The sequence below is a fragment of the Planotetraspora thailandica genome (genome assembly GCF_016863335.1).
Lineage (GTDB): Bacteria > Actinomycetota > Actinomycetes > Streptosporangiales > Streptosporangiaceae > Planotetraspora > Planotetraspora thailandica.
Genome location: NZ_BOOR01000004.1, coordinates 324,722 through 349,464 on the forward strand (window position 1 = coordinate 324,722; position 24,743 = coordinate 349,464).

The window sequence follows — 24,743 nt, forward strand, 5'->3', positions numbered from 1 at the left end:
GTGAACGTGATCAAGCCGATTGGTTTCGGGTGCGCAGCCGGTCACGCGTGCCCTCCTGGCGGGGCGTCGAGCAGGGCCATGGCCATGCTCTGGACGGAACGGGTGAAGCGGCGGGGGTCGTCGGGCGGGGTCGTACGACGGATCAGGTCGCCGTCGAAGACGGCGAGCAGGGCGTGCGCCACGAAGTCGGCGTCGAGATCGGGACGCCCGGTGGCGAACAGGGAGCCGAGGTGCCGGTGCCAGAACCGATAGCTCGGGTCGGCGTACTCCTGGGAGCACGTCACGGAGGCCGCCCGAGCGCTGCTGGACCGGCGCGTCGCCGGCAAGGCCGTCTTGGACGTGACATGAACACCGGTTTTGTCTCCTCTTGAGTTAGTTTCTCTGCCTTCGAGGCATTTCCTGAGTGAACATACGACGGGGGCAGGTGATGGCACAGGCGGGCACCCGGAACTGGACTCGGCGGCGAACCGCCAAGCGGGAGCGGCTGGAGGCGGTGCGCCCCTTCACCTCCGGCCGGGTGCTCGATCCCGGACGAGTGCCTGAGGCCCTGCAGGCGTTGTTACGCCCGGGTGACCGGGTCGCCCTGGAAGGCGACAACCAGAAGCAGGCGGATTTCCTCGCCGCGGCACTGGCCGGATGCGATCCGGACGCCGTGCACGGCCTGCATCTGCTGATCTCCTCCATCAGCCTGCCCGAGCACCTGGACGTCTTCGAGCGCGGCGTGGCGCGGCGTCTCGACTTCGCCTACGCCGGCCCGCAGAGCGTCCGGATGGCGCAGTTGCTTGCCGACGGCAAGGTCGAGGTCGGGGCGATCCACACCTATGTCGAGCTGTACGCGCGGATGTTCGTCGACCTCATTCCCAACGTGGCGCTGCTCTGCGCCGAGCAGGCCGACCGCGAAGGCAACCTGTACACCGGGCCCAGCACCGAGGACACCCCGACCATCGCCGAGGCGGCGGCCTTCTCCGACGGGGTGACCGTGGTCCAGGTGAACGAACTCGTGGACAAGGTGCCCCGGGTGGACATCCCCGGCGACTGGGTGGACCTGATCGTCGAAAGCCCCCGGCCGTTCGCCATGGAGCCGCTGTTCACCCGCGATCCGCGCCACATCGGCCAGGTCGAGATCGTCATGGCCATGATGGCCCTGCGCGGGATCTACGAGCGGCACGCGGTGACCACGCTCAATCACGGGATCGGCTACGACACCGCGGCGATCGAGCTCATCCTGCCCACCTACGGCGAGGAACTGGGCCTGCGCGGAAAGATCTGCAAACACTGGACGCTCAACCCGCACCCGACGCTCATCCCCGCCATCGAGAGCGGCTGGGTCGAGTCGGTGCACTGCTTCGGCGGGGAGCCGGGCACCGAACGCTATGTCGCCGCCCGCCCCGACGTCTTCTTCACCGGCGGCGACGGCTCGCTCCGCTCCAATCGAGTGCTGTGCCAGCTCGCGGGCCAGTACGCCGTGGACATGTTCATCGGATCGTCGTTGCAGATCGACGCGGACGCGAACTCCTCCACGGTCACCGAGGGCCGGCTGACCGGATTCGGCGGAGCACCCAACATGGGGCATGACGCACGCGGCCGCAGGCACCCCTCTCCCACATGGCTGGACCTGCTGACCGGCGAGGCCCCCGTGGTGCGCGGACGCAAGCTCGTCGTGCAGATCACGCAGACGTTCCGTGCAGGAGGCACACCCGCGTTCGTCGAGTCGCTCGACGCGATCCAGGTGGGAAAGGACGCCGGCATGCCCGTCCCGCCGATCATGATCTACGGCGACGACGTCACCCACGTGGTCACCGAGGAAGGGGTGGCCTACCTCTACAAGGCGGCAGGACCGGCCGAACGGCGTGAAGCGGTGGCCGCGATCGCGGGCGCCACCCCGGTCGGCCGTCACATCGATCAGCGGCGCGTCGACGCGCTCCGCAGAGACGGCCTGGTCGCGCTGCCCGAGGACCTCAGGGTCGACGTGCGCAGGGCCAAGCGCTCTCTGCTGGCGGCACGCAGCGTCGAAGACCTCGTGGCCTGGTCTGGAGGACTGTATGACCCGCCCGCCCGCTTCCGCACGTGGTGACGCCGTCTGCCCCGTGCCGGCCCCGGCCGAACTGGCCGGCATGGCCGTACGGGCGCTGCGCGAGGAGGCGCGGTTGAGCCCCAAGCCCGGACTGGTCGACCGCCGCGGCGGCGGCGCGCACGACGACATGGACCTGCCCCTGCTGCTGGCCTCCGCCGAGGCGTTGCGTCCGACGTTCCTGTCGGTCGCGGCCGCTGCGCGGCGGACGGCCGCCGGCGTCGGGCTGCGGGAGGAACTGGGGCGGCTCGGCCGCGCGGGCGAACGCGCGATGCTGCGGGTCACCCGGGGGGTCAACACGCACCGCGGGGCGCTCTGGGCCCTCGGGCTGCTCGCCGCGGCCGCCTGCGTCGCACGCGACGAACGGGAGGCGGCGCACGGTGCGGCCCGGCTCGCCGCCCTTCCCGACCGGTGGGCTCCGGCGGCAGCGGCGTCCCATGGTGAACGGGCCCGCCGGCGCTACGGCGGAGGTGGCGCCCGGAGTGAGGCCGAGGCCGCTTTCCCCCACGTCATCGAAATCGCCCTGCCGCGGCTGCGCCGGGCCAGGGCCGCCGGGCTCACCGAGGATGCGGCGCGGCTGGACGCGTTGCTTGAGCTGATGAGCTTTCTCGACGACACCTGCGTCCTGCACCGGGGCGGCCTCGAAGGCCTCCGCGTCGTACGGCTCGGTGCCGAGCGTGTCCTCGCCGAGGGCGGCGCGGGCACCGACCGCGGCCGCGCCGCGCTCATGGACCTGGACGGGCGGCTCCGGAGGCTGCGGCTGTCACCGGGCGGGAGCGGCGACCTGCTGGCCGCCGCCCTCTTCCTCGACAGCGTCTTCTCAACAGCGTCTTCTCAACCGGGTCTTCTCAACCGGGTCTTCCTCAACAGGGCGCCGTTCACCCTGCCGCACGGGAGGTGGTCGCATGCAGACGCTGAACTATGAATTCCCCGCCGATCACCCGCCTGCGCGGCGGGCCCACGTCGGGGTGGTCGGCTCCGGCGACCTGGAGGTCCTGATGACTCCAGAGCCGACCGGCACGGCCCGCGTGCGCGTGCGGACCAGCGTCGACGGGTTCGACACGGTGTGGCGGATCGTGCTGGAGCGGTTCTTCGCCCGTCACCGTGTCGCCGCGAGCTTCGAGCTGAACGACTTCGGAGCCACGCCCGGCGTCGTCACCCTGCGCCTGCGGCAGGCGATCGAGGAGAGCCAAACATGACGTCGCCCGCCCCTCGGGACTGGGCCGCGATGCTGGGCCGTACCAGCTTCATCGAACTGGAGGCCCGGGCGCGGGCCGTGGCGCTGCTCGACGACGGCACGGCCCGCGAGCTGTGCGGCCCCTTCGACCGCATCGAGTCGCCCTGGTTGGAGCCTCAGGGCGTCGTCCCGGAGTCCGACGACGGCGTCGTCGTGGTCAAGGGCGGGATCGACGGACGACCGGCGGTCGTGATCGGCGTCGAACAGGCCTTCCAGGGCGGCGGAATCGGTGAGGTCTCCGGCGTGAAGATCGCCACCGCGCTGTCCCTCGCCGCCCGGGACAGCCGCGACGGCACCCCGACCGCCGCCGTCCTGCTGCTGGAGACCGGAGGCGTACGCCTGCAGGAGGCCAACCTGGGCCTGGCCACGGTCGCCGAGGTGTGCTCCGCCCTGCTGGAGTTGCGCGCCCTTCAACCCGTCGTCGGCGTCGTCGCCGGAGCACTGGGCTGTTTCGGCGGCATGAGCATCGCCGCCGGGCTGTGCACCAAACTGATCATGACGGAGGAGGGCCGTCTCGGGCTCAACGGTCCCGAGGTGATCGAGTCGGAGGCCGGCGTCGCTGAATTTGACGCGTCCGACCACACGCTGATCTGGGGTGTCACCGGCGGCGCCCAACGCACCAGGACCGCGCTCGCGGACATGCTGGTTCTCGACGACGTCGCCGCGCTGCGCTCCGCCGTGCGCGACGCCGTCGCGCAGGGCGTGCCTGACGAGCACCGGTCGCAGCGGATCGGCGAACTGCGGGCCCGCATCGAAGCGGTCGACCCGGCCGATCCGCCCGAGCCGTCCAAGCTCGCGGCCGTGTGGGCGGACGCCGTACCGCCGAAGGGAGGCCTGCGATGAGCCGGGGGCGGAACTGGACGCACGCGCTCGCCGACGGCGCCGTGAGCGGCGCCGTCCCATCGGTGATCACCGCCGACGCCGTGCTCGGCGACGACACCGGCCGCCTGGTGGCCGTCGTGCCGGACCCCGGGAGCCCCTACCACCGTGCGCGCAGGGGTGAGGTCGGCCTGCGTGAAGGGCTCGCCCTGGCCGAGGCGCTGACCCGCGTCGTCACCGAGGACGGGCAGCTGCCCGGCGACCGGCGGCGTCCGGTGGTCGCCGTCGTCGACGTCCCCAGCCAGGCGTACGGGCGGGTCGAGGAGATGCTCGGCATCCACCAGGCGCTGGCGGCGGCCGTGGACGCCTACGTGTCGGCCCGCGTCGCCGGGCACCCCGTGATCACGCTGATCGTCGGAACCGCGTTGTCCGGCGGGGTGCTCGCACACGGCATGCAGGCCGACCAGATCCTCGCGCTCGACGACCCCGGTGTGGTGATCCACGCCATGCACAAGCAGGCCGCGGCGAAGGTGACCCTGCGAACCGTCGCCGAACTCGACGAGCTGGCCAGGCGCATCCCGCCCCTGTCGTACGACGTCACCGACTGGGCGAAGCTCGGCCTGTGCGACGACCTCCTGCACGTGGAGAACGCCGACGAGCCGACCGCGAGGGACACGCGGACGGTGAAGGACGCGCTCACCGCCACCGTCGCACGGGCCCGCCAGGGACCCCGCGACCTGAGCAACCGGCTCACCTCCCCCGGCGCGCGGCAGACCCGGACGGCCTCCCGTCGCATCCACGAGGCGCTCACCGCCCAATGGCAGCGACCATGGCAGTGACCATGGCGGTGACCATGGCGGTGACCATGAAAGCGACCACGCGCCCGCACGACCTGCTGCGCCTCACCGGGAGCGCGGCGCTCGGCACCGTGCTCACCACCGTGCTCCCCCACTGGGCCCGCGCGTCGCTCACCGCCTGCCCCTGGGTCGTCGTACGAAGGGCCCCGCATCCGCCCGGACTCATCCCGGTCGGTGTGCGCGGACCCGGCCGATCGCGGCGGCACGCGATGTTCGTCCCCGCCGGATCGGTGGTCCTGCGCGTGTCACCCGAAGAGCTGGCCGGGCGCCGCCCTCGCCTGTCCCGGCTGGCCGCCACCGTGTCCGCGGTCGCCGTACGGCTGGCCGATGAGATGGGAGGCGAAGCGGTGTGGGGCCCGGTCGGCAGCGTCGGCTTCGAACTCGCCACCGGGCATCCGGCCACCCACCCGGAAAGCGACCTGGACCTGCTGATACGGGCGCCGCACAGGATCGAGCCGGCCACAGCCGCGCGGCTGGCGGCGGCCCTCACCGCTCTGCCGAGCGTGGTGGACTGTCAGCTGGAGACACCCTGCGGCGGGATCAGCCTCAACGAATGGGCCGGCGGCCGGCGTCCCGTTATGGCGCGCACCTGCGACGGTCCGGAACTGGTGGACGACCCGTGGGCCCGCGGATGAGAGTCGCCTTCCTCTACCCCGGCCAGGGCACCCAGCGGCCCGGGATGCTCCACGACCTTCCCGGCCACCCGGCCGTCGCCGCCACGCTCGCCGAGGCCGAACGCATCCTGCCCGGCTCGTCCCAGCACGATGGCGCACGGGCGCTGCGGTCGACCGTCACCGCACAGGTCGCGCTCTGCGTCGCCGGAGTCGCCGCGACCAACGCCCTCGCCGCGGAAGGCGTCACTCCCGACGCCGTGGCCGGACACTCCGCGGGGGCGTTCCCCGCCGCCGTCGCCGCCGGGGCGCTGACCTTCGCAGAAGCCCTCATGGCCGTGCGCCGCCGCGGCGAGCTCATGCGTGACGCGTACCCGTCCGGCTACGGCATGGCGGCCGTGCTCGGTCTGAGCGAGTCCCAGGCCAGGCGGGTGATCGAATCGATCACGACCGGCCACGACCCGGCCTACCTGGCCGTCGTCGACACCGACCAGCAGGTCGTGGTCGCGGGCAGCACCCTCGCATTGAAACGCCTCACCGTGGCGGCCGAGCGGGCAGGCGCCCGGCGCGTGAAGGGCCTCGACATCGGCGTTCCCTCACACTGCGCGTTGCTCCGCGGCGTCGCCGACGCCATGGCGGCCCACCTCGGCACGGTTCCCCGGCGTCACCTCACCGTTCCCTACGTCGGCGACTCCACCGGTCGCCTGCTCCGCGACGCCGACGCCGTCCTCGACGATCTCGCGCGCAGCGTCGCCACCCCGATGAGGTGGCGCGACGCCACCGCCCTGCTCGGAGAGCTCGGCACGACGCTGTTCATCCAGACGCCTCCGGGGGACGTGCTCGCCCGGATGGCCCGGGCCGCCCACCCGCACGCCCGCGTCATCACGCTGGCCGAGACCGGCATCGCCGACGCGGCGCTGCTGGCCCGGCGCGCCCGGGCGCCGTCGGGGACGCCACCAGTAAGGGGAAGAGAATGAAACGATCACGGCGGACAATGCTCCTACTCGTGGCGGCGTTCACCGCGGGAGCCACGTCGGCGTGGGCGTCGCCGGCCGCGCCGATGCGGTCCTCCCCCACTCCTGGGCCGCTGCCCTGCCCGTCTCCGGGCGGGCCGAAGCCGACGGTCGTGCTGGTCCACGGCGCGTGGGCCGACACGTCGAGCTGGAACGGCGAGGTGGACGCACTGCGCCGGGCCGGGTACGTCGCCCGGGCCGTGGCCAACCCCTTAAGGAACCTGACCAGCGACGCGGCGACCGTCGCCGACTTCCTGAAGACCGTTCCCGGCCCGATCGTGCTCGTCGGGCATTCCTACGGAGGCTCGGTGATCACCAACGCCGCCGCGGGCCTTCCCAACGTCAAGGCTCTCGTCTATGTCGACGCGGCGGCGCCGGACGTCGGGGAGACCACCGGACAGCTCAGCGGACCAGGCTCCGCCCTCAACGCGAATCCGGACTCCCTCTATGACAAGGTGCCCTACCCGGGGGCGCCCCAGGGAGCCGCCGACCTGTATCTCAAGCAGAACGTCTTCGTGCACTCGTTCGCCTCGGATCTGCCGCAGGACACCGCCGTACGCCTGTGGGCCTCACAGCGGGCGGCCTCCACCAGCGCGTTCACGACGCCGTCGAAGGCGGCGGCCTGGAAGACGATTCCGTCCTGGTACTTCATCAGCACCGGCGACCGGATCATCACGCCGGCCTCGGAGCTGTCCATGGCCCACCGGGCGCGTTCGAAGATCACTCAATTCCAGGGGGGATCCCACCTGACCCTGATCTCGCATCCGGACGCGGTGACGTCCGTCATCGGATCGGCGATCTGCTCCGTCCGCTGAGAGGTACGACCTTCATCAAGACGGACTCGAACGCGGCCGGCACATCGCGGTCGCCGTTCCGGCACCGACCACCCCTGGGGCCGAACCGGCGCCGCAAAGCCTGCTTCAGGCCGGTTGAGGAATGGCGAACAGACGCAGGAAGGTGTCCAGCAGTTCGCGGCGCCCGGACAGTTCGACCAACCCGCACTTGGCCGCCTGCATGAGCTCCCGGTAGGAGGCCAGTTCCTCCGGCCGGAAGGTGATCACGAGATCGGGCTTGCCCGGAGCCGGTCCCACGTCGGCTTCGAGCTTCCCGTCGGTGACCCTGAGGTGCAGCGCGAGGTCAGGTGCGTGGATCTCCCAGCTCGCGGTCAGCCCGGCCGCGGCTTCGGCGTTGAACACCGCCCGCAGGTTCGTGATCACCGACTCGGGCGTGACGATCTCGCCTGGCCGCGGCTCGCCCATGTGGACGGCTCCCCAGCGCCCGAGGGCGAGCATGGCCGGTTCGAGTTCGTGGCCGACGGAGGTCAGCGCGTAGAGGACGCCGCGCTGCGGCGCCGGCGCGATGCGGCGTTCGATGATGCCCGACTGCTCGAGTTCCTTGAGCCGGGTGGAGAGCACGTTCGTGGGAATGCCCGGCAACCCGTCGAGCAGGTCGGTGTAGCGGTGCGGCCGCACCGCGAGATCGCGCACGATCAGCAGCGCCCATCGTTCACCCACGAGCTCCAGCGCCCGGGCCAGGCCGCAGTACTGCCCGTAATCACGACGCCTCATGCGTCGACCATAGCAAAATTTTAAACACACTGCTTGATTCGCTATAACCAGTTAACTTGTAAAAATGAAGTATGCCTCCTATGGTCGCTGCCATGGCCGAACAGACCCGGACGAAGCCGGGTGCTCAACGCGTACGTGATGTTGATGTCTACGCAGTTGGTGCCGTTCGGCCGTCTCGCCGACAAGGTCGGCTGCAAGCGGATGTTCACGCCGGCCGGCCTCCTGTGCGCGGTGGCCCCTGGGGTGGCGGCCGTACCGGGCTGCACGTCACCGCGATCCCGCTGAAGACGACAACGAAAGGAAGAGGATCACATGTCCTCGTCAGCCAGAAGCAAGACCGTCCTCGTCTCAGGAGCGACCGGTGACACCGGGCGAGCGACCGTCCGGGAGTCCATCGCCCTCGGCCTCAATGTCAGGGCCCTCGTGCACAGCATCGACGCCCGCTCCCAGGCCCTTGCCGACCAGGGAGCCGAGGTTGTCGTCGGAGACTTCCACGACCCCAACACCCTTCGCCCGGCCATGGAGGGCATTGACGCGGCATATCTGTGCTATCCGGTTCGGCCGGGGCTCATCCACGCGACCGTCAACTTCGCCCAGGCCGCCAAGGAGACGGGCGTCGAGACGGTCCTCAACTGCTCCCAAAGGTCCGCGAACCGTGAGTCCACCAGCCCGTCGTGCCGCGACACCTTCATCTCCGAACAGGTGCTCAACTGGTCCGGACTGAACGTCATCCACCTCCGCCCGACCCTCTTCCTCGAGTGGTTCCAGTACTTCTGGATACTGCCCAAGCTGCGGGAGGGCGTCCTGTGGATGCCGGTGGGCAAGGGCACCAGTTCCCCCGTCGCCGCCGAGGACCAGGGGCGCGCCATCGCCGCGCTGCTCCTGCACCCCGAGGAACACATCGGCACGACCATCCCCCTCTCCGGCCCTGTCGAGATGGATCACCAGCAGATGGCGGCCGAACTCTCCGAGGCCCTGGGCAGGAAGATCGTCTACCAGAACCCGCCCATGGAGGAGTTCGTCGCATACCTCAAGAACGTCGGCGTTCCCACCTACGGCGTCCAACACATCGCCGGCGCAATGCTCGACTACCAGAACGGCCGTATGTCGGGCGCCGACGACAACATCGAAAAGCTCACCGGCCGACGCTCGATGACCGTCGGTGAGTACGCCCGCGCCCACGCCGACCTCCTCAACGGCGTCAGGTCTGACCTGGTGGGTCCGTGACCGGTCCAAATATGCGCGGGGTGCTTTCCGCCTCCGATGGCCGGCGAGCGCGAAGCTCGTCCGCACGCTCGCCGCACCTGCCGCGCACCGTCGGCTTCGTCGGCATCTCGGCAGCGATGGTGGCGATCCTCGTCGCAGCCGGCGCGCCGACGCCGCTCCTCCCGATCTACGAGAAGAACTGGGGCCTCGCACCGTGGGAACTGACCCTCGCGTTCGGCGTCTACGCCATCGCGCTCTTGGTCGCGATCCTCGTGATCGGATCGCTGTCTGACCACATCGGCCGGCGCCCGCTCATGATCGCAGCGCTCGCGCTCGATCTGACGGCGATGCTGGTGTTCCTGTTCGCGTCCTCGATCGGCTGGCTCATCGCCGCCCGCATCGTCCAAGGAGTCGCCACGGGAACGGCCTCCAGCTCGCTCAGCGCAGCGGTCGTGGAACTCGCTCCCGAGCGTCACAAGAAGCTCGGCGCCCTGATGACCAGCATGGCGCCCTTGGCGGGCCTGGGCATCGGATCGCTCTTCGCGGGCATCCTCGCCCAGCTCGTCTCCGACCCCGCGTTCACGGTCTGGCTCGTTCTCGTCGTCGTCATGGCCATCGGAACCGTCTTCACCGTGTTCACCCCGGAGACGTCGTCTCGCAAGCCGGGCGCGTTGGCGTCACTGGTCCCGCGCGTCTCGGTGCCGCCCCAGGTGCGCGGCCTCTTCGCATCGACCCTGCCCGGGACGATCAGTGCGTTCATGACGATGGCGCTGTTCCTGAGCCTCGTCCCCATCGTGCTGGGTGCCGTGTTCGCGGTAAGAAGCCCAATCGTCGGCGCTTTGGCCGCGTTCGTCACCTTCGGAGTCGGAACCGTGGCATCGGCAGTCACGACCGGGGTGCGGCCTCACCGCTTGAGGCTTCTCGGGGCCGGTGCGGTAACCCTCGGGGCGATCCTGTTCATCGGGAGTGTCGGTGCCGGAGCGCTGCCTCTCCTGTGGGCTGCCGCCGTGTTCGGCGGGGCCGGGCTCGGTGCGTCATTCGCGGGCACGACCCGAGGACTCGTGCCCGAGGTGAAAGCCCACGACCGCGCAGGGCTGTTCGCGGCGATCTACCTCACGGGTTATCTCGCCATGGGTGTCCCCGCGATCATCGCGGGCCAGTTCGTCGGAAGCGTCGGAGTGACGTCCATGGCAGTCGGCTTCGGGATCGTCATCGCGATCGTGGCCATGGTCGGTGTGGTCGTCACCGGCACGCACACGGCGCGGCGCCGAAAGGCCCACGCGGCGTAGAGCCGACCTTCTCGCCCAGCCCGTCACCGCCCTGTACCCGGCTCTCTCAGCGCGATAGCCAGGCAGCAGCCCGGTGTGGTCGCATGGCGATCACACCGGGCCGCCCTGCAACATCAGGTGGTCGTCCGGCCGCTTATTCGGTTGCCCGGCGCGGCCGGCAGTGATCGCATGGTTTCCATGCTGGGTTTGGCGGATCTCAGTGACGAACGCGTGGTGGAAGCTCTTGGCAGCGCGCCTCGGACCAGTTCGGCCTACCGCCACCTGCTCAACCGCGGCCCAGCGGCCGTCCCGGCGATCCGGGCGGGTCTGCGCCACCTCGACCCTGTGGTCCGCGAGCAGTGCTGCAAGCTGCTCGACCACCTCCTGGTGGAGGACGCGGTCGACGAAATGATCGCCATGCTGGACGACCCGGTCCCGTCGGTCCGGGTGGCTGCGGTGCACGCGCTGTCCTGTGACCGCTGCAAGACCGATGCGTGCCGGCCCGCTGAGGCCTTGGTGTTGGCGCCGGGCCTACGCCTGCTGCGTCACGACCCTGATGCCCACGTGCGGGCCATGGCGGTGGAACTGGTCGGGCGCTTCGTGCACACAAGCGTGGAGGCTGAGGCCGCTCTCATGCGAGCCCGCCAGGCCGACCCGTCTACCGCCGTACGCAAGAAGTCCGGCTGGTACGCGCCGGGCGGCACCATCTATCGCCGCACCTGAGGGCTGTCGCCGGCCACACCGTCCCGCAACCGATGGTTGCACAACCACTGATTTCGCACTAGCGTGATGCGCAACCAAACATTGCACATGGAGAAGAGCGCAGAACATGGAGTACGGCAGCATCGAACGCGAGATCCACGTCGACGCCTCGCCCGAGGTGGTCTTCGAGGTCGTCAGCCGCCCTGAGCACATCTCGCAATGGTGGACCGACGACGCCGACGTCGAAGCGACCCCTGGCGCCGTCGGTGAGCTTGTCTGGGGCGACAGGGCAGAGGTCGTCCCGATCGCCGTGGTGAAGGCCGAGCCGCCTCGATTGTTCTCGTTCCGCTGGTGCCATCCCGACGGCAAGGTCGACGACTCCGCCGACTCACTGCTGGTCACCTTCGAGCTCACCCCGTCGGGCACGGGCACAAGGATTCGGCTCACCGAGACCGGATTCCGGGAGATGGGCTGGGAGGCCGCGAAGTTGGAGGAGCAGTACCGCGACCACAGTGTCGGCTGGGACACCTTCGTTCCCCGGCTCGGGGAGTACGTCGCGCGGCTGGTGTCGACCCCGTGACCGCCGCCGTCGACGACGACCTGTGGTCCGCGGTCGGGGACCCGACCCGGCGGCGGATGCTCGACCTCCTCCTGGCGAACGGCGATGGCACCGCCACCAGCCTCAGCGAGCAGCTGCCCGTGACACGGCAGGCAATCGCGAAACATCTCGCCGTACTCGACCGCGTCGGCCTGGTGCACGCGTCACCGGCCGGGCGAGAGAGGAGGTACCGGGTGGACGAGGCGCAACTTGCTCGCGCGGTCGCTCAGTTGTCCTCCGTGGGGGCGGCGTGGGACGCCAGACTCCGGCGCATCAAGCAGATCGCCGAGGCGATTCAGCGCGGCAAAGACCAGCACGGCACCCAACAGTGAATTCAGACGAGAAGGAGGAATCGAAGATGGTGGACATTCTGCACAGGGTGGGAATCAAGTCGTCGGTGACCGACGTCTACGCGGCCTTGACCACCACCGAGGGTCTCGCCGGCTGGTGGGCGACCAACACGCAAGGCGAAGGCGACGACCTCGGCGGCGTGCTCCGATTCCGGTTCGATGCCGGCGGATTCGACATGAAGGTCCTTGAGCTTCACCCAGGCAGGCGCGTGCTGTGGGAGGTGGTCGACGGACCCGAGGAATGGATCGGCACGCACGTGGACTGGAACCTCGATCAGGTCGACGACTACACCATCGTTCTCTTCAAGCACGAAGGCTGGAAGGAGCCGGTGGAATTCATGCACCACTGCAGCACCAAGTGGGGAGTCTTTCTGATGAGCCTCAAGTCGCTGATCGAGACCGGGAAGGGCGCTCCCGATCCCCACGATGTCAAGATCGACAACTGGAACTGACGTCTCGCCGGTCCCGATCAAGGCACCGCCGTACACGAAACCGATTCTGGACAGGCAGTCATGACCAGGGAACACATCCACACCAGCGACGCACCCGCACCCGGGGGCGCATACTCACAGGCCGTCGTCGCGGGCGGCTTCCTCTACACCGCCGGCACGGGACCACACGATCCCGCCACGGGGGAGGTCGTCGGCGACACCGTCGCCGAGCAGACGCGACAGGTGCTGCGCAACCTCGGCGCCCTGCTCGCCGCGCGCGGGCTCGACTTCTCCGACGTCGTCAAGGTGACGGCGCATCTCCAGGACCTGCACCGCGACTACGAGGCCTACAACGCCGTCTACGAGCGAACGTTGTCCGCTCCGTATCCGGCGCGGACCACGGTCGGCTCGACCCTGGACCACAAACTCGTCGAGATCGACATGGTGGCCGTGCTGCGCTCCGAATGACCACGTCGGCGTGCGCGTCCGCCACGAGGGTGGTCCGGGCGCGCTCGGCCTCACCGCCCCGCATGGATAATGCACTGGCGGCGAGGACTCCTCACCGCGCCCGGTTCGGCGATTCGCCGGTGCCGGTAGGGCTGTGAGCGACTCTGCGATCATCGGTGAGGGAGATCGCCGACAGGAGGAGCGCGGATGGGTTCGAATCTCGTGCCGCACGACGAGGACGGCGGAACGCTGCGCCGGGCGAGCATCACCGCCGGGCGGATGCTCGTGGTGATCGCGTTCGCCGGGGTGATCCTGTGGTTGCTCTACGTCGTCCGGGCGGTGGTCATACCCGTCGTGTTCGCCGTGTTCATCTCCGCGGTGCTGCTGCCTCCGGCTCGCTGGCTCAGGTCGCGCGGGCTCAACCATGCGCTGTCCACCGCCATCGCGTGTTTCGGCGGCCTCGCCTTCGTCGCCGGGCTGTTCGCCCTTGTCGTGCCGCCCACGGTGAGCGGTCTGTCCGAGCTCGGAGCCAGCATCGGCAAGGTGACCGCCAACCTGCAGTCGCTGGCCGCGTCCATCGGCCTCGACGAGGCCAGGCTCGCGCAGATGATCGACCAGATCCGCGAGCACATCAGCCAGCAGGGCGGTCAGATCGCCTCAGGTGCCCTCGCCGGGGCGCGCACGGTCGGTGAGATCATCGTCGGCGTGGTCTTGGCCTTCATCCTGGCCATCTACCTGGTCCACGGCGGCGACCGGCTGGCCGGATGGATCACCGACCTCTTCCCCCGGCACCGGGAGCACATCATGTCCACGGGCCATGTGGTCTTCGACGTGGTGGGCCGCTACATCCGCGGTGTGGCGATCGTCGGTTTCGTCGACGCCTTCTTCATCGGTAGCTCACTCTGGATCCTGGGCGTGCCCATCGCGCTGCCGCTTGCCGTACTGACCTTCGTCGGGGCCTTCCTCCCTGTCGTCGGCGCGTTCGTGGCCGGGCTACTCGCGGCCGTGGTGGCGTTCGTCGCCAAGGGCTGGCTGGTGGCGCTGATCGTGGTCGCCGTCACCGTTCTGGTCCAGCAACTCGAAGGGCACGTGCTGGCTCCTCAGATCTACGGCCGGGCCCTCGAACTGCCTGGAGCGGTCATCCTCGTCGCCATCGCCGTCGGCAGCGTCGTCGCCGGCATCATCGGGGCCTTCCTCGCCGCGCCTGTGGCCTCGGTCATCGTGGCGGTCATCCGCTCCCGGCAAGGACACGCCCCCGCCACCGCCCCGCCACAACCGCCGCCGCCAAAAGGCCCGACTCCGCCTGCACCGGCCCCGCCGTCGACCCCCGCGCCTCCGTCAAGCCCGGCACCGCCGTCAGGTCCGGCCCGACCGGCGACGCCCTGACGGAAATCGCGGATGGCCGCGTCCGTACGGCTCGCGATCACCCGCCGGACAGCCGAACTGATCACGCGAAGCTTCGGGCGTTGAGGAGTCGTTCGGTTTCGCGCCACAGCCGGGCCCGGAGTTCGGGATCGTCGCCGGGCGGGGCGGGCTGGATTTGGCGGGTTCCGCGGACGGTGTAGTAGCCGCCGGTGCGGCCGGCGAAGGCGGGGTCGGTGGCGAGGGCGACGATCAGGCCGGCGCCGCGGGCCGGGTCGCCGATCGACAACCGGGTGAGGATCTTCTCCAGGGCGGCGGCGAAGCGGAGCTCGCGGCCCAGGCCGGTGGTGTTGAAGCCGGGGTCCAGGCAGTTGGCGGTGACGGTGGTGCCGGCCAGGCGGCGGGCGAGTTCGAGCGTGAACATGATGTCGAGCAGCTTGGACTTGCCGTAGTGCTGCGATGATCCGCGTCCGGTGAACGGGACCGTCTCGACGAGGTCCTGCGGGAGCCGGAGGGTGCCGTGGCGGCGGGATGCCTGGGAGGCGACGTTGACGATCCTGGCGGCCGGGGCCCGGCGCAGGGCCGGCAGGAGTTCGCGGGTGAGGAGCCAGGGGGCGAGGTAGTTGACGGCGATCATCTCGGGGTGGCCGTCAGGCGTGGTGCGGGGTGTGAAGGCGTGGATGCCCGCGTTGTTGATGAGCACGTCGACGTGGTCGTACCGCTCGGTGATCTCGCGGCCGATGCGCCGCACGTCGGCCAGGCGGGTGAAGTCGGCCAAGAACACCTCGATCCCCGCCTGAGGGGCGTGGGCGCGGATCTGCTCACGGGCCTGTTCGGCCTTGTCCGGGTCGCGGGCGGTGACCGCGAGGTGGGCGCCCCGCCGGGCGAGGTCGAGGGCGGCCAGACGGCCCAGGCCGCTGGTCGCGCCGGTGATGACGATGACGGACTTCATGACGGTCCAGCCTTCAAAGTAGTTTGCATATGCCCATCACCTTAGGCAGCTATAGTTTGGATATGCAAACTACCTCGGAGGGCGGTAAGAGCAGCCGGCTCGAGCTCGAACTCGCGCTGGGCGAGCAGATCAACGCCCTGCTGAGCGCGACCCGGGCGCTGAGCGAACTCAGCGCCGCGCACTTCCACGCGGACCTGCAACCGGCCGCGTTCCACATCGCGCGCTGGCTGTACGCCTTCGGGCCCGCACGGCCCAGCGCCATCGCCGAAGCCGTCGGCATGGACCGCAGCTCCACCAGCACCCTGATCGGCAAGATGCGATCGCTCGACCTGCTGGACAGCTCGCCCGCCCCAGACGACCGGCGCAGCATCATCGTCGGGCTCAGCGAGCAGGGCCGCCGTCGGGTCGCGGCGACTCTGGAGGAACGAGGCAAGGAGTTCTACGCCCGCATCCAGGACTGGTCCGAAGACGACCTCGCGCGCCTCACCGAACTGCTCGGACGGCTCACATCCGACCGGTCCACGTGACATCCGCTCAGCCGGTCACTCCCCCAGGTCGGCCAGCACCTTCAGGGTCGCCTCGACCGAGCCGCGGCCTGCGGGCAGCAGCGGGAGCCGTACGCCGGGGGTGGGAATCCGGCCCTGCGCGTGCAGCACTCCCTTGATGACGGTGGGGTTGGGCTCGCGGAACGCGGCCGCCGACAGCCGGGCCAAGCCGTGCCCGAGCACACGGGCCCGCGCCACGTCTCCGTCACGCCATGCGGCGGCGAGGCCGGCGAACCGCCCGGTGGCCAGGTGCGCGGAGGCGACGATGCCGCCCGCCGCGCCGAGCGCCAGCAGCGGGGACAGGAAGACGTCGTCTCCAGCCAGCACGGCGAAGCCGTCCGGGAGCTCGCCGAGCAGGTCCACGGTCTCCTGGTCGACGCCGCCCGCCGCGTACTTGACCCCGGCGATCCCCGGCATACGGCCGAGCGTGTGCAGGGTGTCCGCGTCGAGAGCCTGCCCGGTGCGGTAGGGGATGTGGTAGACGATCAGCGGTATGGGGCTCGACGCCGCGAGCTGCCGGAAATGCGCGACGACGCCGGCCTGCGACGGGCGGGTGTAGTACGGCACGGGCACCAGGGCGTACGCCGCCTCGGGCCACTGCGCGAGCTCGGAGAGGGCGGCGGCGCTGGCCCGGGTGTCGTTGGTGCCGGCGCCGATCGTGAGTGTGGCGCCGCGCTCCCGGCAGACCCGGACGCATGTCTCGACGACGATGCGCTTCTCGTCGCGGTCGAGCGTGGACGCCTCGGCGGTGGTACCGAGTGCGACGAGGCCGGTGGCACCGGCGTCGAGCACGGCCTGGGCGAGCTCTTCGAGGGCGTCTTCCGCCACGTCGCCGGCGGCGGTGAACGGCGTGACAAGCGGTACGTGGACCCCGTACGGGGATGTGTGGTGCGTCATGGGAACGAGGGTGGCCCCGGGCCATCGTGCAGGTCCAGTTCGCTTTTCTCAACAGAAGCGTAAGCTCAGCTGATGCTCGACGTCCGACGCCTGCGCCTGCTGCGGGAACTCTCGCTGCGCGGCACCATCGCCGCCGTCGCCGAAGCCCTGGCCTTCACCCCTTCGGCGGTCTCCCAGCAACTCAGCGTCCTCGAACGCGAGGCGGGGGTTCCCCTGCTGGAACGGACCGGGCGGCGGGTCACGCTCACCCCCGCGGGGCGCAACCTGGTCCGTCACGCCGAAGCGGTCCTGGAGCGTCTGGAGCAGGCCGCCGCCGAACTCGTCGACGCACGGCACGGCCTCGCGGGGCCGCTGCGGATCGGCACCTTCCCGACTGCGACCCGGGCGATCGTCCCCGCCGCCCTGACCGTGCTGGCGCGCCGTCACCCCGGCCTGGAGCCCATGGTTTCGGAAATCGATCCGGCGGGCGTCGCGGACGCCCTGCGGGCGGGCGAGCTCGATGTCGCGCTGATCCACGAATACGACTTCGTGCCGCTCCCCGCCGAGCCGGGCCTGGCGGCCGAGCCGCTGTGCAGCGAGCAGATGTACCTCGCCTCGCCCGGCACCCCTTCAGGTGGGGAAGAGACGAACATCGCACGCTGGAAGGACGCGCCCTGGATCACGGCGACCCCGGGAACGCTCTGTCACGCGATGACCGTCCGGGCGTGCGAGGCGGCTGGCTTCACCCCACGCGTCCGGCACCAGGTGGACGAGTTCGCCACGGTGCTGGCCCTGGTGGCGGCCGGGCAGGGTGTGGCCATGGTGCCGCATCTGGGCCTGGCGGACCTGCCGCCCGCGGTGACGCTGACCCGGCTCCCCATCCGCAGAAGAACCAAGATCGCCTACCGTGGCGGCGCGGGCGGGCATCCGGCCGTCGCCGCGATCGCCGAGGCGCTGCGCGCCGCCGTCCCCGACGGGCTGGGCGAGGGGCGCTGAGTTGCGTTCGGGAGAGCACCCGCGCTAGGAACGGGGCATGCTCACTGGAGATCGTGTGCGGCTTCGCGCCATCGAACCGTCGGACGCCGAGTTCCTGTGGCGCTGGCACAACGACCCCGAGGTGATGCGGTGGATGGACGACCCCTATCCCCCGTCGCTCGCCCGCATCGCCAAGGACATCGGGGAGCGCGATGCCGGCACGTACGACAACCTGGTCCTGATGATCGAGACGCTCGCCGAGCGCACGATCGGCGTCGTCGCCCTGAGGGGCGCGCAACCCGAGACCGGCGCCGCCGAGCTGGACATCTACCTCGGTGAGCGGGACACCTGGGGTCAGGGCTACGCGACCGACGCCATGCGCGTGATCTGCCGCTACGGCTTCGAGAAGATGCGCCTGCACCGGATCTCACTGACCGCCGTCGCGGAGAACGCCGCGGCCCGCCACGTTTACCAGAAGGTCGGATTCGTCGAGGAGGGACGCCTGCGAGAGGCGTTCCGGCGCGACGGCAAGTGGCACGACATGATCCTCATGGGACTGCTGGAGGGCGAGCTGCGCTGAGCCTCAAACCGTGGGCCTCAGGCCGTGGGCTTGGTGCCCCCGTCGATGACGTACTCGGCGCCGGTGACCCATTCGGCGCGGTCGGAGACCAGGAAGGCGACCAGCTCCGCCACCTCCTCGGGACGGCCGGTCCGGCCCAGCGGAATGCCGCCGAGCGCCGCCATGATGGCCTGCCGGGCTCCGTCCCGGTCGGTGCCCATGGCCGCGGCGGTTTCGTCGATCAGATGCTCGGCTCCCCTCGTCTCGATGAAACCCGGCAGCACCCGGTTGACCCGCACACCGTACGGAGCCGTCTCCGCCGCCAAGCCCTTGCTGTAATTGCTCAGCGCCGCCTTCGCCGCGGAGTACGGCATCGGCGCGCTCCTGGGCAAAGGGCCGGCGATCGAGGTCACGTGCACCACCGCTCCCCCGCCCTGCTCGGCCATGAGCGGCACGAGCCGGCGGTCCAACCGCATCGGAGCGAGCAGGTTCAGTGCGAGCGCCTGCTCCCAGTCGCTTTCGCTGAAGGAGGTCACCGGGCCTGCCGTCGCATCCGTCCCGCCGGCGTTGTGGACCACGATGTCGATTCCGCCCAGCGTGTCCAGCACCGCCTCCGCCACCGTGCCGGCCCCCTCCCGGGTGTCCAGGTCCGCCGCGACGAACCGTTCGACATGGTCGGGAACGCCTGCCGGCGGCAGCGTGCGGGCCGTGATGACGACGCGTGCTCCGGCGGCGGCCAGCCGTACGGCGATCGCCTCGCCGATGCCCTTGGTTCCCCCGGTGACCAGCGCCTTCTTGCCCTTCAGGTTCTCGTCCACGATTCCTCCACTCACTTCGTGATCCCGCGACGTGCGCGGCCGTCGGGAGGAGGCTTGACCTTGCCGCTGGGGGAAGGTCAAGCCTCGGTGGGTGAGCGGGCCGGGCGTATCGTCGGATGGCACCCCGGCCACCCCGCACGGCGACCGAGGAGAGGGAATGACGGCGCAGCTGACCATCGGCGAGTTCTCCGTAATGTCCCAGCTGAGCAAGAAGGCGCTGCGGCACTACCACGAGCTCGGGCTGCTGGAGCCCGCCCATGTCGACGCCTTCAACGGCTACCGGCTCTACGACACGAGCCAGCTGCGGACGGCCCAGATCATCAGGCGCTTTCGTGCGCTGGGGGTGTCGGTGCCGGACATCAGGGCGATTATGGCCACCGACGACGTCGACCGGCGCAACCAGATCATCGGCGCACACCTGCGGCGCATGGAGGAGCAGCTGAGCGAGACGCGGGAGGCCGTCGGAGCCCTGCGCGAACTGCTCGAACCCGGCGGCCGCCCCGTCGACGTCGAGTTCCGTTCGGTCTCGGCGACGCGGGTGTGGGCGATCACCGAGACCGTGGCGATCCCCGCGTTCGGTGACTGGTACCGCGAGGCGATGCGCGAAATCCGGTCCGCGCTCAGCGCGGGCCACGGCACGACCTCGGGACCGCCCGGCGGCCTGTACGCGCCTGAGCTGTTCGGCGACGAGATCGGCGAGGCGACCGTCTTCATCCCGAGTTCGGCGACGTCAGGAGCGACGGGCCGGGTGCGTGTCGTCGAGATTCCGCCGGCCGAGCTCGCGGTCGCCGTGCATCACGGCAGCCATGCCGACGTCGACCGCACGTACGGAGCGCTCGGCGGTTATGTGGCCGAGCGGTTGCTCGGCGTCGAGGGGCCCATCCGGGAGAACTATCTGGTCACCGGCGACGGTCCGTTCGCCGAGCAGTCGACCGAGATCTGCTGGCCGATCTTCCGTACGGCCACGCGTTGACGGATTGACGTTCCCCTTAGGGGAGGGTTCATCGTCGTGCTCTCGTCAGTCGACAAGAACGGAGACGACCGTGAACACCACGACCCGCACAGAGATGCCCACGCCTGTCGCCCGCTATTTCACCGGCATGAACGCGCTGGACGGCGACGCGATGGCCGCGGCGTTCGCTGAGGACGGCATGGTCAACGACATTCGGCGCGAATTCCTGGGGCGGGACGCGATCAGGCGCTGGGCCGAAGAGGAGAGCGTCGCCGCCAAGGTCGTCGTGACGCGGTTCGTGCAGGCGAGGGCGCACCACGGCGACTGGATCGCCGACGTCGAGGTCGACGGCGAGTACGACAAGACCGGCCTGCCGGACCCGCTCGTGCTCACCTTCTACTTTTCGCTCGACGGCGACGAGGTCTCCCGGCTGATCATCATCGGCAACCGGCCCGACGAGCCCGAGTCCTGAATCGGTCGTCGCCACGGGAGGAACACGGGCGTCGCGAGGATCAGCACGCCGGCGACCGCGATGGCCGCGCGGGCGCCGGCGATCGCGGCCAGCACCCCCCACAGAGCCGTGGCGGCGGCGGTGGCCGTACGCGAGGTGATGGTCCAGGCGGTCAGCACCCGCGCGACCTTGCCGTCGTCGACGTGTTCGAGACGGTAGGTCACGTAGACGAGGTTGAAGACACCCATGCAGGTGATCAGCCCGAGCTCGAGGCCCATGATCAGCAGCAGGCCGCCCGGGCCGTGGCCCACCAGCGCGAGACCGATCAGCCAGGGAACGCGCGCCGCGCCGAAGACCAGCATGACGCCGCGCCGCCCGAAACGGTCCACGAGCCTCCGGGACAGGCGGGCGCCCACGATGCCGCCGACGCAGGGGACGCCGAATGCGAGCCCGTACTGCAACGGCGTGAAGGCGAGCTCGTGGAGCATCAGATAGGCCAGCGGCGGAGCGGTGGCCATGATGAGCGCCGAGACGAGCACGGTGTTGGCGAACAGGAGGCGCAGCCCGCGGTGCGCGGCGATCGTACGCCAGCCTTCGGCGATCTCGGCCAGACGTCGCGTGCCCCCGATCCGGGTGGGTGGAGCCGCCTCGGGCGCCGAGATCGCACGGATGCCCAGCGCGGACAACAGATAACTGATCGCGTTGAGGACGACGGTGACGACAGGGCCGAAGACCCCGATGAGGGCTCCGCCCGCCGGGGGGCCGATCGCCGTCGAGATCCAGCTGACGGTCTCGAACCGGCCGCCGGCCTCCATCAGATGCCGCCGCGGGACGAGGGCTTTGAGATGTGCCCCGCTTGCGGCGGTGAAGACGATGTCGGCCAGGGCGACCACCACGGCCACGACGAGCAGGTGCAGGTAGCTGAGCGCCCCCATGGCGTACGCGACCGGCACGGTCAGCAGCACGGCGAAACGTACGAGGTCCGCCCGGATCATCAGCCGTCGTTTGTGGCGGAACTCCATCCACGGCCCCAGCGGCACGGCGAGCAGCGCGCCGACCGCTCCGCTGGCCGCCGAGATCAGAGACACCTGCCCGGGCCCGACGTGGAGGGCCAGGATGGCGATCAGGGGGAAGGCGTCCAGGGCGAGCCACGTGCCCAGCGCGCTGACGGTGTAGGCCCCCCACAACCATGCGAAGTCTCGCCCCAGGCGTGCCACTCGTCCCCCGTCCGACAACCGTTCGCTGTAGGACGCAGATCAAACACCTCCGAGTGAGCAGCGCACAAACAACCGACGGGACACGTCACACAACGAGCGGTTGTACCGAGATTTTCAGTGGCGCACAGATTGACGCTGAGCCAGGATGCGGCTCACCCTGCTGGCGAGCTGGGCAGCGACCCCGCCGGGCTGAAATCACCGGCTCCGACTGCCTGATAGGTGGTCCAGCAGCATGTCCAGTGGCCGCGGCACACGATCGAGATCGAGTGCCGCGACGAGCGGAGCAGCGTAGCGGATCTTGCGGCCACTGCCTGCTCCCATGAACCGGCGCAACTGGTCATGAGTGGTGCCCCCGCGCCATGCGGGTTGCTTTTGGAGCGTGCGAAACGAACGGAGCTCGCCCTCGGCATCGACGACCCGCTCAACCGTGGCGGTGCCGAGGGCGCGGATCAGCTCATCTTCCAGGTCGGCGACGCACACGAAGAATCCGAGCGCCTCCAGATCGTTTCGGCGGAGATCGGATCCGAGGCCGGCGCGCTCGAGACCCCTCAGGAAGTCGTCTTCCTCCCCGACGTCGTACAGGCCGGCCAGCCGGAGATTGCGACCGGGAGGGCCGAACCTGCCGGCATACGTCCCGATGTTCGTGGCACCGCCCATGGCCTCAAGGGAGATGCCTTCGGCCGCCAGGTTCCGGCCACGGCGCCCGGCCAGCGCTTCGATGGCCGACTTGTCACTGGCCCCCTCGACCAGGACGACGGTTCGCGTGTCGATCACGAGCCCAGCCTGGCACCGCACCTGAAAAGGTTCATCCCCTTTATCTCCGACCGCCGTCCTAGGGATGTGCCTCGCGCGTCAGGGGCGGCTGGACCCATTTCGGTGTCCAGGTCTCCGCGTCGCCACGGCCCCGCCGTACGGATCCGAGGTGGGTGCGGAACGCGGTGAGTGCGGGGTGCGGATTGTCCCGGTGCCAGATCAGCGAGTGCGGATAGACCGGTGTCGGGCTGTGCAGGGAGACGCGCCGCAGGTCGTAGTGGCCGGGCCAGACGAAGCCGGTCTGGTCGCCGACGAAGGTGGCCACAGCCGGGGATTCGGCGATCGCGTCGAGCAGCGGTTCGGTGCCGAAGTTGGGACCGATCGCGTCGATGGTGAGCCCGAACTCGGCGGCGAGGTCGTCGTAGTACGCGGCCCACTCGGTGCCGGGGGCCATGCCGGGCATCCAGATTCTGTGCCCGGCGAGGTGGGCGGGTGCGACCGCGCGGACGGCGGCGAACTCGTGGGCCGGTCCGACGAGGAGCTGGATGGGCTCGTCGAGCACCCGAACGGCCTCGATGCCGTCGGGGAGTTGCCGCCCGGGCATGGTGACGGCCCGGAAGGATGCGTCGATCGTCCCGCTGACGACGGCGTCGACGGCCGCGTCGGCGTCGTAGAGGGTCACGACGTCGAGCTCGATCTCGGGATACGCGCGGTGGAAGCCGCGCAGCAGAGCCGCGGGCGCGAGCCGCCGGCCGATCACGTCGACGCGAAATGCGCGGCGGCCGGGCCGTACGGAGGCGGCCGCCCGCTCTTCCGCCCGGAGCAGGTCGAAGGCGTGCGGCAGGAACGCCTGCCCGTCGATGGTGAGCTGGGCTCCGCGCGTGGTGCGGGTGAACAGCCGCACACCGAGGTCCTTCTCCAGCGCGGCGATGCGCTTGGAGACGGCCTGCTGGGTGATCGACAGGTCGGCGGCGGCCTGCTGGAACTGTTCCGCCTCCGCGACGGCGACGAAGGTGCGCACGGCATCGAGGTCCACGCACGCACCCTATTGGTCGCCGCTGCCTCTCATTCCTGCGGAAGGACTCCGTACCGGCGCAGGGTCGTCTCGTCCCGACGAGCCGCTTCGGCCAGTTCCGGCTCGAGCATCGCGCGCAGGGCCACCGAAGCGCTGACGCCGAAGGCGTCGAGCTTGGGCGGGGCTCCCTGCCGGCCACCGGCGGCCCAGTCCCGCCACGCGGCTTCCAGCTCACGATCAGCCGCGGTGCGGTCCTCGCCCGCGGCTCTGCGCTGGGCCGCGCCGATGAACGCCAACGCGGCACGTTGGGCGGCGACCGCCTCGGGCCCGAGGTGATCGGCGTCGTAGACGAGGTGGTACTCGTGGCCGATGTCGAGATCCCAGAGCGTCCGATGGAGTTGCTCGGTGCCGTCGTGCATGGCGAACGTGTCATGGTCGCCGCAGCGGAGGAAGATCGGCAAACCGCCGGCCCGGATCGCGTCGGCGTTGTTCCGCAGCCGGTGGAGGACGCTGTTGGCCGCGAACCCGCCGCCTTCGCCGGCCATCTCGCTGCCCAGTTGAGCGAGCACATCGAGGGTGTTGCGCGGTCGCAGGTCCTCCGGGGCCGACGCGGGCAGCAACGCGGGAGCGACCGCCGCGACCGCGAGCCATCGCGCCGGCTCCGCGAAGGCGATTTTCAGGGCGCCGTAGCCGCCCATCGAGGCGCCCATCAGTGAGATGCGGGCCGGGTCGGCGCCGTACTCCTTCTCCAGCAGGCGGGGGAAGGCCGTGGCGATCAGGCTCTCCCAGGCGTTGCCGGGCCGGTCGATGTAGAACCCCCCGGTCGTGGGGGTGGATGCCCCGGCGATCAGGCAGGGAGGGAGCGATCCGTCGTTCCACATGCCTTCGACGATCGGCTGCATCATGGCGAGGAACTCGCTGGAGGAGTTCGCGCCGTGCAGCACCACGATGAGCGGCAACGTCTCGTCGCCCGTCCACCCGTCCGGGGTGAGAACGACATAGGGAATCTCTCCGTCTACCAGCGGGTCCCGGAAAACGTTGCGGATGAGGCGGCTGTTCATGGCCGCTACTCTCGCACTGACACGAGCGG

Annotated in this window: 31 protein-coding genes; 22 read left to right on the forward strand and 9 right to left on the reverse strand. The window is 70.1% G+C overall.

Features of this window, described 5'->3' with window-relative positions; all coding sequences use genetic code 11:
* Positions 1-41: 41 nt before the first annotated feature.
* Positions 42-284, reverse strand: a complete 243-nt coding sequence (locus Pth03_RS02445; protein ID WP_239118701.1) for a TetR family transcriptional regulator C-terminal domain-containing protein — start codon at positions 282-284, stop codon at positions 42-44.
* A gap of 119 nt (positions 285-403) precedes the next feature.
* Here Pth03_RS02445 and mdcA point away from each other — a divergent pair, with 119 nt between their 5' ends.
* Genes mdcA through Pth03_RS02485 form a run of 8 tightly spaced genes read left to right on the forward strand, consistent with a single transcriptional unit; the run spans position 404 to position 7,423 of the window.
* Entirely contained in the window at positions 404-2,074 is a 1,671-nt protein-coding gene (mdcA, locus tag Pth03_RS02450; RefSeq protein WP_239118702.1) for a malonate decarboxylase subunit alpha, read from the forward strand.
* Entirely contained in the window at positions 2,043-2,996 is a 954-nt protein-coding gene (locus tag Pth03_RS02455) for a triphosphoribosyl-dephospho-CoA synthase (RefSeq protein WP_203942402.1), read from the forward strand. Before mdcA ends, Pth03_RS02455 begins: the two co-directional genes overlap by 32 nt.
* Positions 2,977-3,270 (forward strand): malonate decarboxylase subunit delta, encoded by a 294-nt coding sequence (locus Pth03_RS02460; protein WP_203942403.1) that lies wholly within the window; start codon positions 2,977-2,979, stop codon positions 3,268-3,270. Before Pth03_RS02455 ends, Pth03_RS02460 begins: the two co-directional genes overlap by 20 nt.
* Positions 3,267-4,151: a biotin-independent malonate decarboxylase subunit beta gene (locus Pth03_RS02465; protein ID WP_203942404.1), complete on the forward strand. Its 885-nt coding sequence runs from the start codon at positions 3,267-3,269 to the stop codon at positions 4,149-4,151. Before Pth03_RS02460 ends, Pth03_RS02465 begins: the two co-directional genes overlap by 4 nt.
* Positions 4,148-4,966: a biotin-independent malonate decarboxylase subunit gamma gene (mdcE, locus tag Pth03_RS02470; protein WP_203942405.1), complete on the forward strand. Its 819-nt coding sequence runs from the start codon at positions 4,148-4,150 to the stop codon at positions 4,964-4,966. The genes Pth03_RS02465 and mdcE overlap by 4 nt, the downstream gene beginning before the upstream one ends.
* Entirely contained in the window at positions 4,957-5,619 is a 663-nt protein-coding gene (locus Pth03_RS02475; RefSeq protein ID WP_203942406.1) for a malonate decarboxylase holo-ACP synthase, read from the forward strand. The genes mdcE and Pth03_RS02475 overlap by 10 nt, the downstream gene beginning before the upstream one ends.
* Positions 5,616-6,572 carry an acyltransferase domain-containing protein gene (locus Pth03_RS02480; RefSeq protein WP_203942407.1) on the forward strand — a complete coding sequence of 319 codons (957 nt, stop codon included), beginning with the start codon at positions 5,616-5,618 and terminating at the stop codon, positions 6,570-6,572. The genes Pth03_RS02475 and Pth03_RS02480 overlap by 4 nt, the downstream gene beginning before the upstream one ends.
* Complete coding sequence (locus Pth03_RS02485) at positions 6,569-7,423, forward strand: alpha/beta hydrolase (protein WP_203942408.1); 855 nt, start codon at positions 6,569-6,571, stop codon at positions 7,421-7,423. The genes Pth03_RS02480 and Pth03_RS02485 overlap by 4 nt, the downstream gene beginning before the upstream one ends.
* 105 nt (positions 7,424-7,528) lie before the next feature.
* Here the strand turns inward: Pth03_RS02485 and Pth03_RS02490 are convergent, their stop codons facing one another.
* A complete protein-coding gene (locus tag Pth03_RS02490; protein WP_203942409.1) occupies positions 7,529-8,176 on the reverse strand; it encodes a winged helix-turn-helix transcriptional regulator in 648 nt (215 codons plus the stop codon).
* 144 nt (positions 8,177-8,320) lie between these two features.
* On the opposite strand from Pth03_RS02490, the gene Pth03_RS02495 reads away from it, so the two are divergent.
* The 9 genes from Pth03_RS02495 (at position 8,321) to Pth03_RS02535 (ending at position 14,564) form a co-directional block, all read left to right on the forward strand.
* The gene (locus Pth03_RS02495) at positions 8,321-8,461 is read left to right on the forward strand and encodes a hypothetical protein (protein ID WP_203942410.1); all 141 of its coding nucleotides are present in this window, start codon (positions 8,321-8,323) and stop codon (positions 8,459-8,461) included.
* A 27-nt stretch (positions 8,462-8,488) separates the two neighbouring features.
* Positions 8,489-9,403, forward strand: a complete 915-nt coding sequence (locus tag Pth03_RS02500; protein ID WP_203942411.1) for an NmrA family NAD(P)-binding protein — start codon at positions 8,489-8,491, stop codon at positions 9,401-9,403.
* A complete protein-coding gene (locus Pth03_RS02505; protein WP_203942412.1) occupies positions 9,400-10,671 on the forward strand; it encodes an MFS transporter in 1,272 nt (423 codons plus the stop codon). The genes Pth03_RS02500 and Pth03_RS02505 overlap by 4 nt, the downstream gene beginning before the upstream one ends.
* Positions 10,672-10,848: 177 nt before the next feature.
* Positions 10,849-11,373 (forward strand): HEAT repeat domain-containing protein, encoded by a 525-nt coding sequence (locus tag Pth03_RS02510; protein ID WP_203942413.1) that lies wholly within the window; start codon positions 10,849-10,851, stop codon positions 11,371-11,373.
* Positions 11,374-11,479: 106 nt separating this feature from the next.
* Entirely contained in the window at positions 11,480-11,932 is a 453-nt protein-coding gene (locus Pth03_RS02515) for an SRPBCC family protein (protein ID WP_203942414.1), read from the forward strand.
* Positions 11,929-12,282, forward strand: coding sequence for an ArsR/SmtB family transcription factor (locus Pth03_RS02520; protein ID WP_239118703.1), 354 nt, complete (start codon positions 11,929-11,931; stop codon positions 12,280-12,282). Before Pth03_RS02515 ends, Pth03_RS02520 begins: the two co-directional genes overlap by 4 nt.
* Before the next feature lie 26 nt (positions 12,283-12,308).
* On the forward strand, positions 12,309-12,752 hold the full coding sequence (locus Pth03_RS02525) for an SRPBCC family protein (RefSeq protein WP_203942415.1): 444 nt from the start codon (positions 12,309-12,311) through the stop codon (positions 12,750-12,752).
* Between the two features lie 60 nt (positions 12,753-12,812).
* The gene (locus Pth03_RS02530) at positions 12,813-13,199 is read left to right on the forward strand and encodes a RidA family protein (RefSeq protein WP_203942416.1); all 387 of its coding nucleotides are present in this window, start codon (positions 12,813-12,815) and stop codon (positions 13,197-13,199) included.
* Between the two features lie 186 nt (positions 13,200-13,385).
* Positions 13,386-14,564 carry an AI-2E family transporter gene (locus Pth03_RS02535; RefSeq protein WP_203942417.1) on the forward strand — a complete coding sequence of 393 codons (1,179 nt, stop codon included), beginning with the start codon at positions 13,386-13,388 and terminating at the stop codon, positions 14,562-14,564.
* Positions 14,565-14,625: 61 nt separating this feature from the next.
* Here the strand turns inward: Pth03_RS02535 and Pth03_RS02540 are convergent, their stop codons facing one another.
* Positions 14,626-15,492 carry an SDR family NAD(P)-dependent oxidoreductase gene (locus Pth03_RS02540; RefSeq protein ID WP_203942418.1) on the reverse strand — a complete coding sequence of 289 codons (867 nt, stop codon included), beginning with the start codon at positions 15,490-15,492 and terminating at the stop codon, positions 14,626-14,628.
* Positions 15,493-15,554: 62 nt separating this feature from the next.
* Here Pth03_RS02540 and Pth03_RS02545 point away from each other — a divergent pair, with 62 nt between their 5' ends.
* Complete coding sequence (locus tag Pth03_RS02545) at positions 15,555-16,019, forward strand: MarR family winged helix-turn-helix transcriptional regulator (protein WP_203942419.1); 465 nt, start codon at positions 15,555-15,557, stop codon at positions 16,017-16,019.
* A gap of 15 nt (positions 16,020-16,034) precedes the next feature.
* Here Pth03_RS02545 and Pth03_RS02550 read toward each other — a convergent pair whose 3' ends face one another.
* Positions 16,035-16,934 carry a 4-hydroxy-tetrahydrodipicolinate synthase family protein gene (locus Pth03_RS02550; RefSeq protein ID WP_203942420.1) on the reverse strand — a complete coding sequence of 300 codons (900 nt, stop codon included), beginning with the start codon at positions 16,932-16,934 and terminating at the stop codon, positions 16,035-16,037.
* Positions 16,935-17,006: 72 nt separating this feature from the next.
* On the opposite strand from Pth03_RS02550, the gene Pth03_RS02555 reads away from it, so the two are divergent.
* Positions 17,007-17,909: a LysR family transcriptional regulator gene (locus tag Pth03_RS02555; protein ID WP_203942421.1), complete on the forward strand. Its 903-nt coding sequence runs from the start codon at positions 17,007-17,009 to the stop codon at positions 17,907-17,909.
* 37 nt (positions 17,910-17,946) lie between these two features.
* Positions 17,947-18,468 carry a GNAT family N-acetyltransferase gene (locus Pth03_RS02560; RefSeq protein ID WP_203942422.1) on the forward strand — a complete coding sequence of 174 codons (522 nt, stop codon included), beginning with the start codon at positions 17,947-17,949 and terminating at the stop codon, positions 18,466-18,468.
* Between the two features lie 17 nt (positions 18,469-18,485).
* On the opposite strand, the gene Pth03_RS02565 is transcribed toward Pth03_RS02560, so the two are convergent.
* Entirely contained in the window at positions 18,486-19,265 is a 780-nt protein-coding gene (locus tag Pth03_RS02565) for an SDR family oxidoreductase (RefSeq protein ID WP_203942423.1), read from the reverse strand.
* Between the two features lie 157 nt (positions 19,266-19,422).
* On the opposite strand from Pth03_RS02565, the gene Pth03_RS02570 reads away from it, so the two are divergent.
* Both Pth03_RS02570 and Pth03_RS02575 read left to right on the forward strand, forming a co-directional pair.
* Positions 19,423-20,238, forward strand: a complete 816-nt coding sequence (locus tag Pth03_RS02570; RefSeq protein WP_203942424.1) for a MerR family transcriptional regulator — start codon at positions 19,423-19,425, stop codon at positions 20,236-20,238.
* Between the two features lie 70 nt (positions 20,239-20,308).
* Positions 20,309-20,689, forward strand: coding sequence for a nuclear transport factor 2 family protein (locus tag Pth03_RS02575; protein ID WP_203942425.1), 381 nt, complete (start codon positions 20,309-20,311; stop codon positions 20,687-20,689).
* On the opposite strand, the gene Pth03_RS02580 is transcribed toward Pth03_RS02575, so the two are convergent.
* The 4 genes from Pth03_RS02580 to Pth03_RS02595 form a co-directional block, all read right to left on the reverse strand.
* Complete coding sequence (locus tag Pth03_RS02580; RefSeq protein ID WP_239118704.1) at positions 20,614-21,885, reverse strand: MFS transporter; 1,272 nt, start codon at positions 21,883-21,885, stop codon at positions 20,614-20,616. The two genes, Pth03_RS02575 and Pth03_RS02580, sit on opposite strands and share 76 nt — an antisense overlap.
* A 195-nt stretch (positions 21,886-22,080) precedes the next feature.
* Complete coding sequence (locus tag Pth03_RS02585) at positions 22,081-22,659, reverse strand: TOPRIM nucleotidyl transferase/hydrolase domain-containing protein (protein ID WP_203942426.1); 579 nt, start codon at positions 22,657-22,659, stop codon at positions 22,081-22,083.
* A gap of 58 nt (positions 22,660-22,717) precedes the next feature.
* Positions 22,718-23,674, reverse strand: coding sequence for a LysR family transcriptional regulator (locus Pth03_RS02590; RefSeq protein WP_239118705.1), 957 nt, complete (start codon positions 23,672-23,674; stop codon positions 22,718-22,720).
* Positions 23,675-23,703: 29 nt separating this feature from the next.
* Positions 23,704-24,714 (reverse strand): alpha/beta hydrolase-fold protein, encoded by a 1,011-nt coding sequence (locus Pth03_RS02595; RefSeq protein WP_203942427.1) that lies wholly within the window; start codon positions 24,712-24,714, stop codon positions 23,704-23,706.
* Positions 24,715-24,743: the final 29 nt, after the last annotated feature.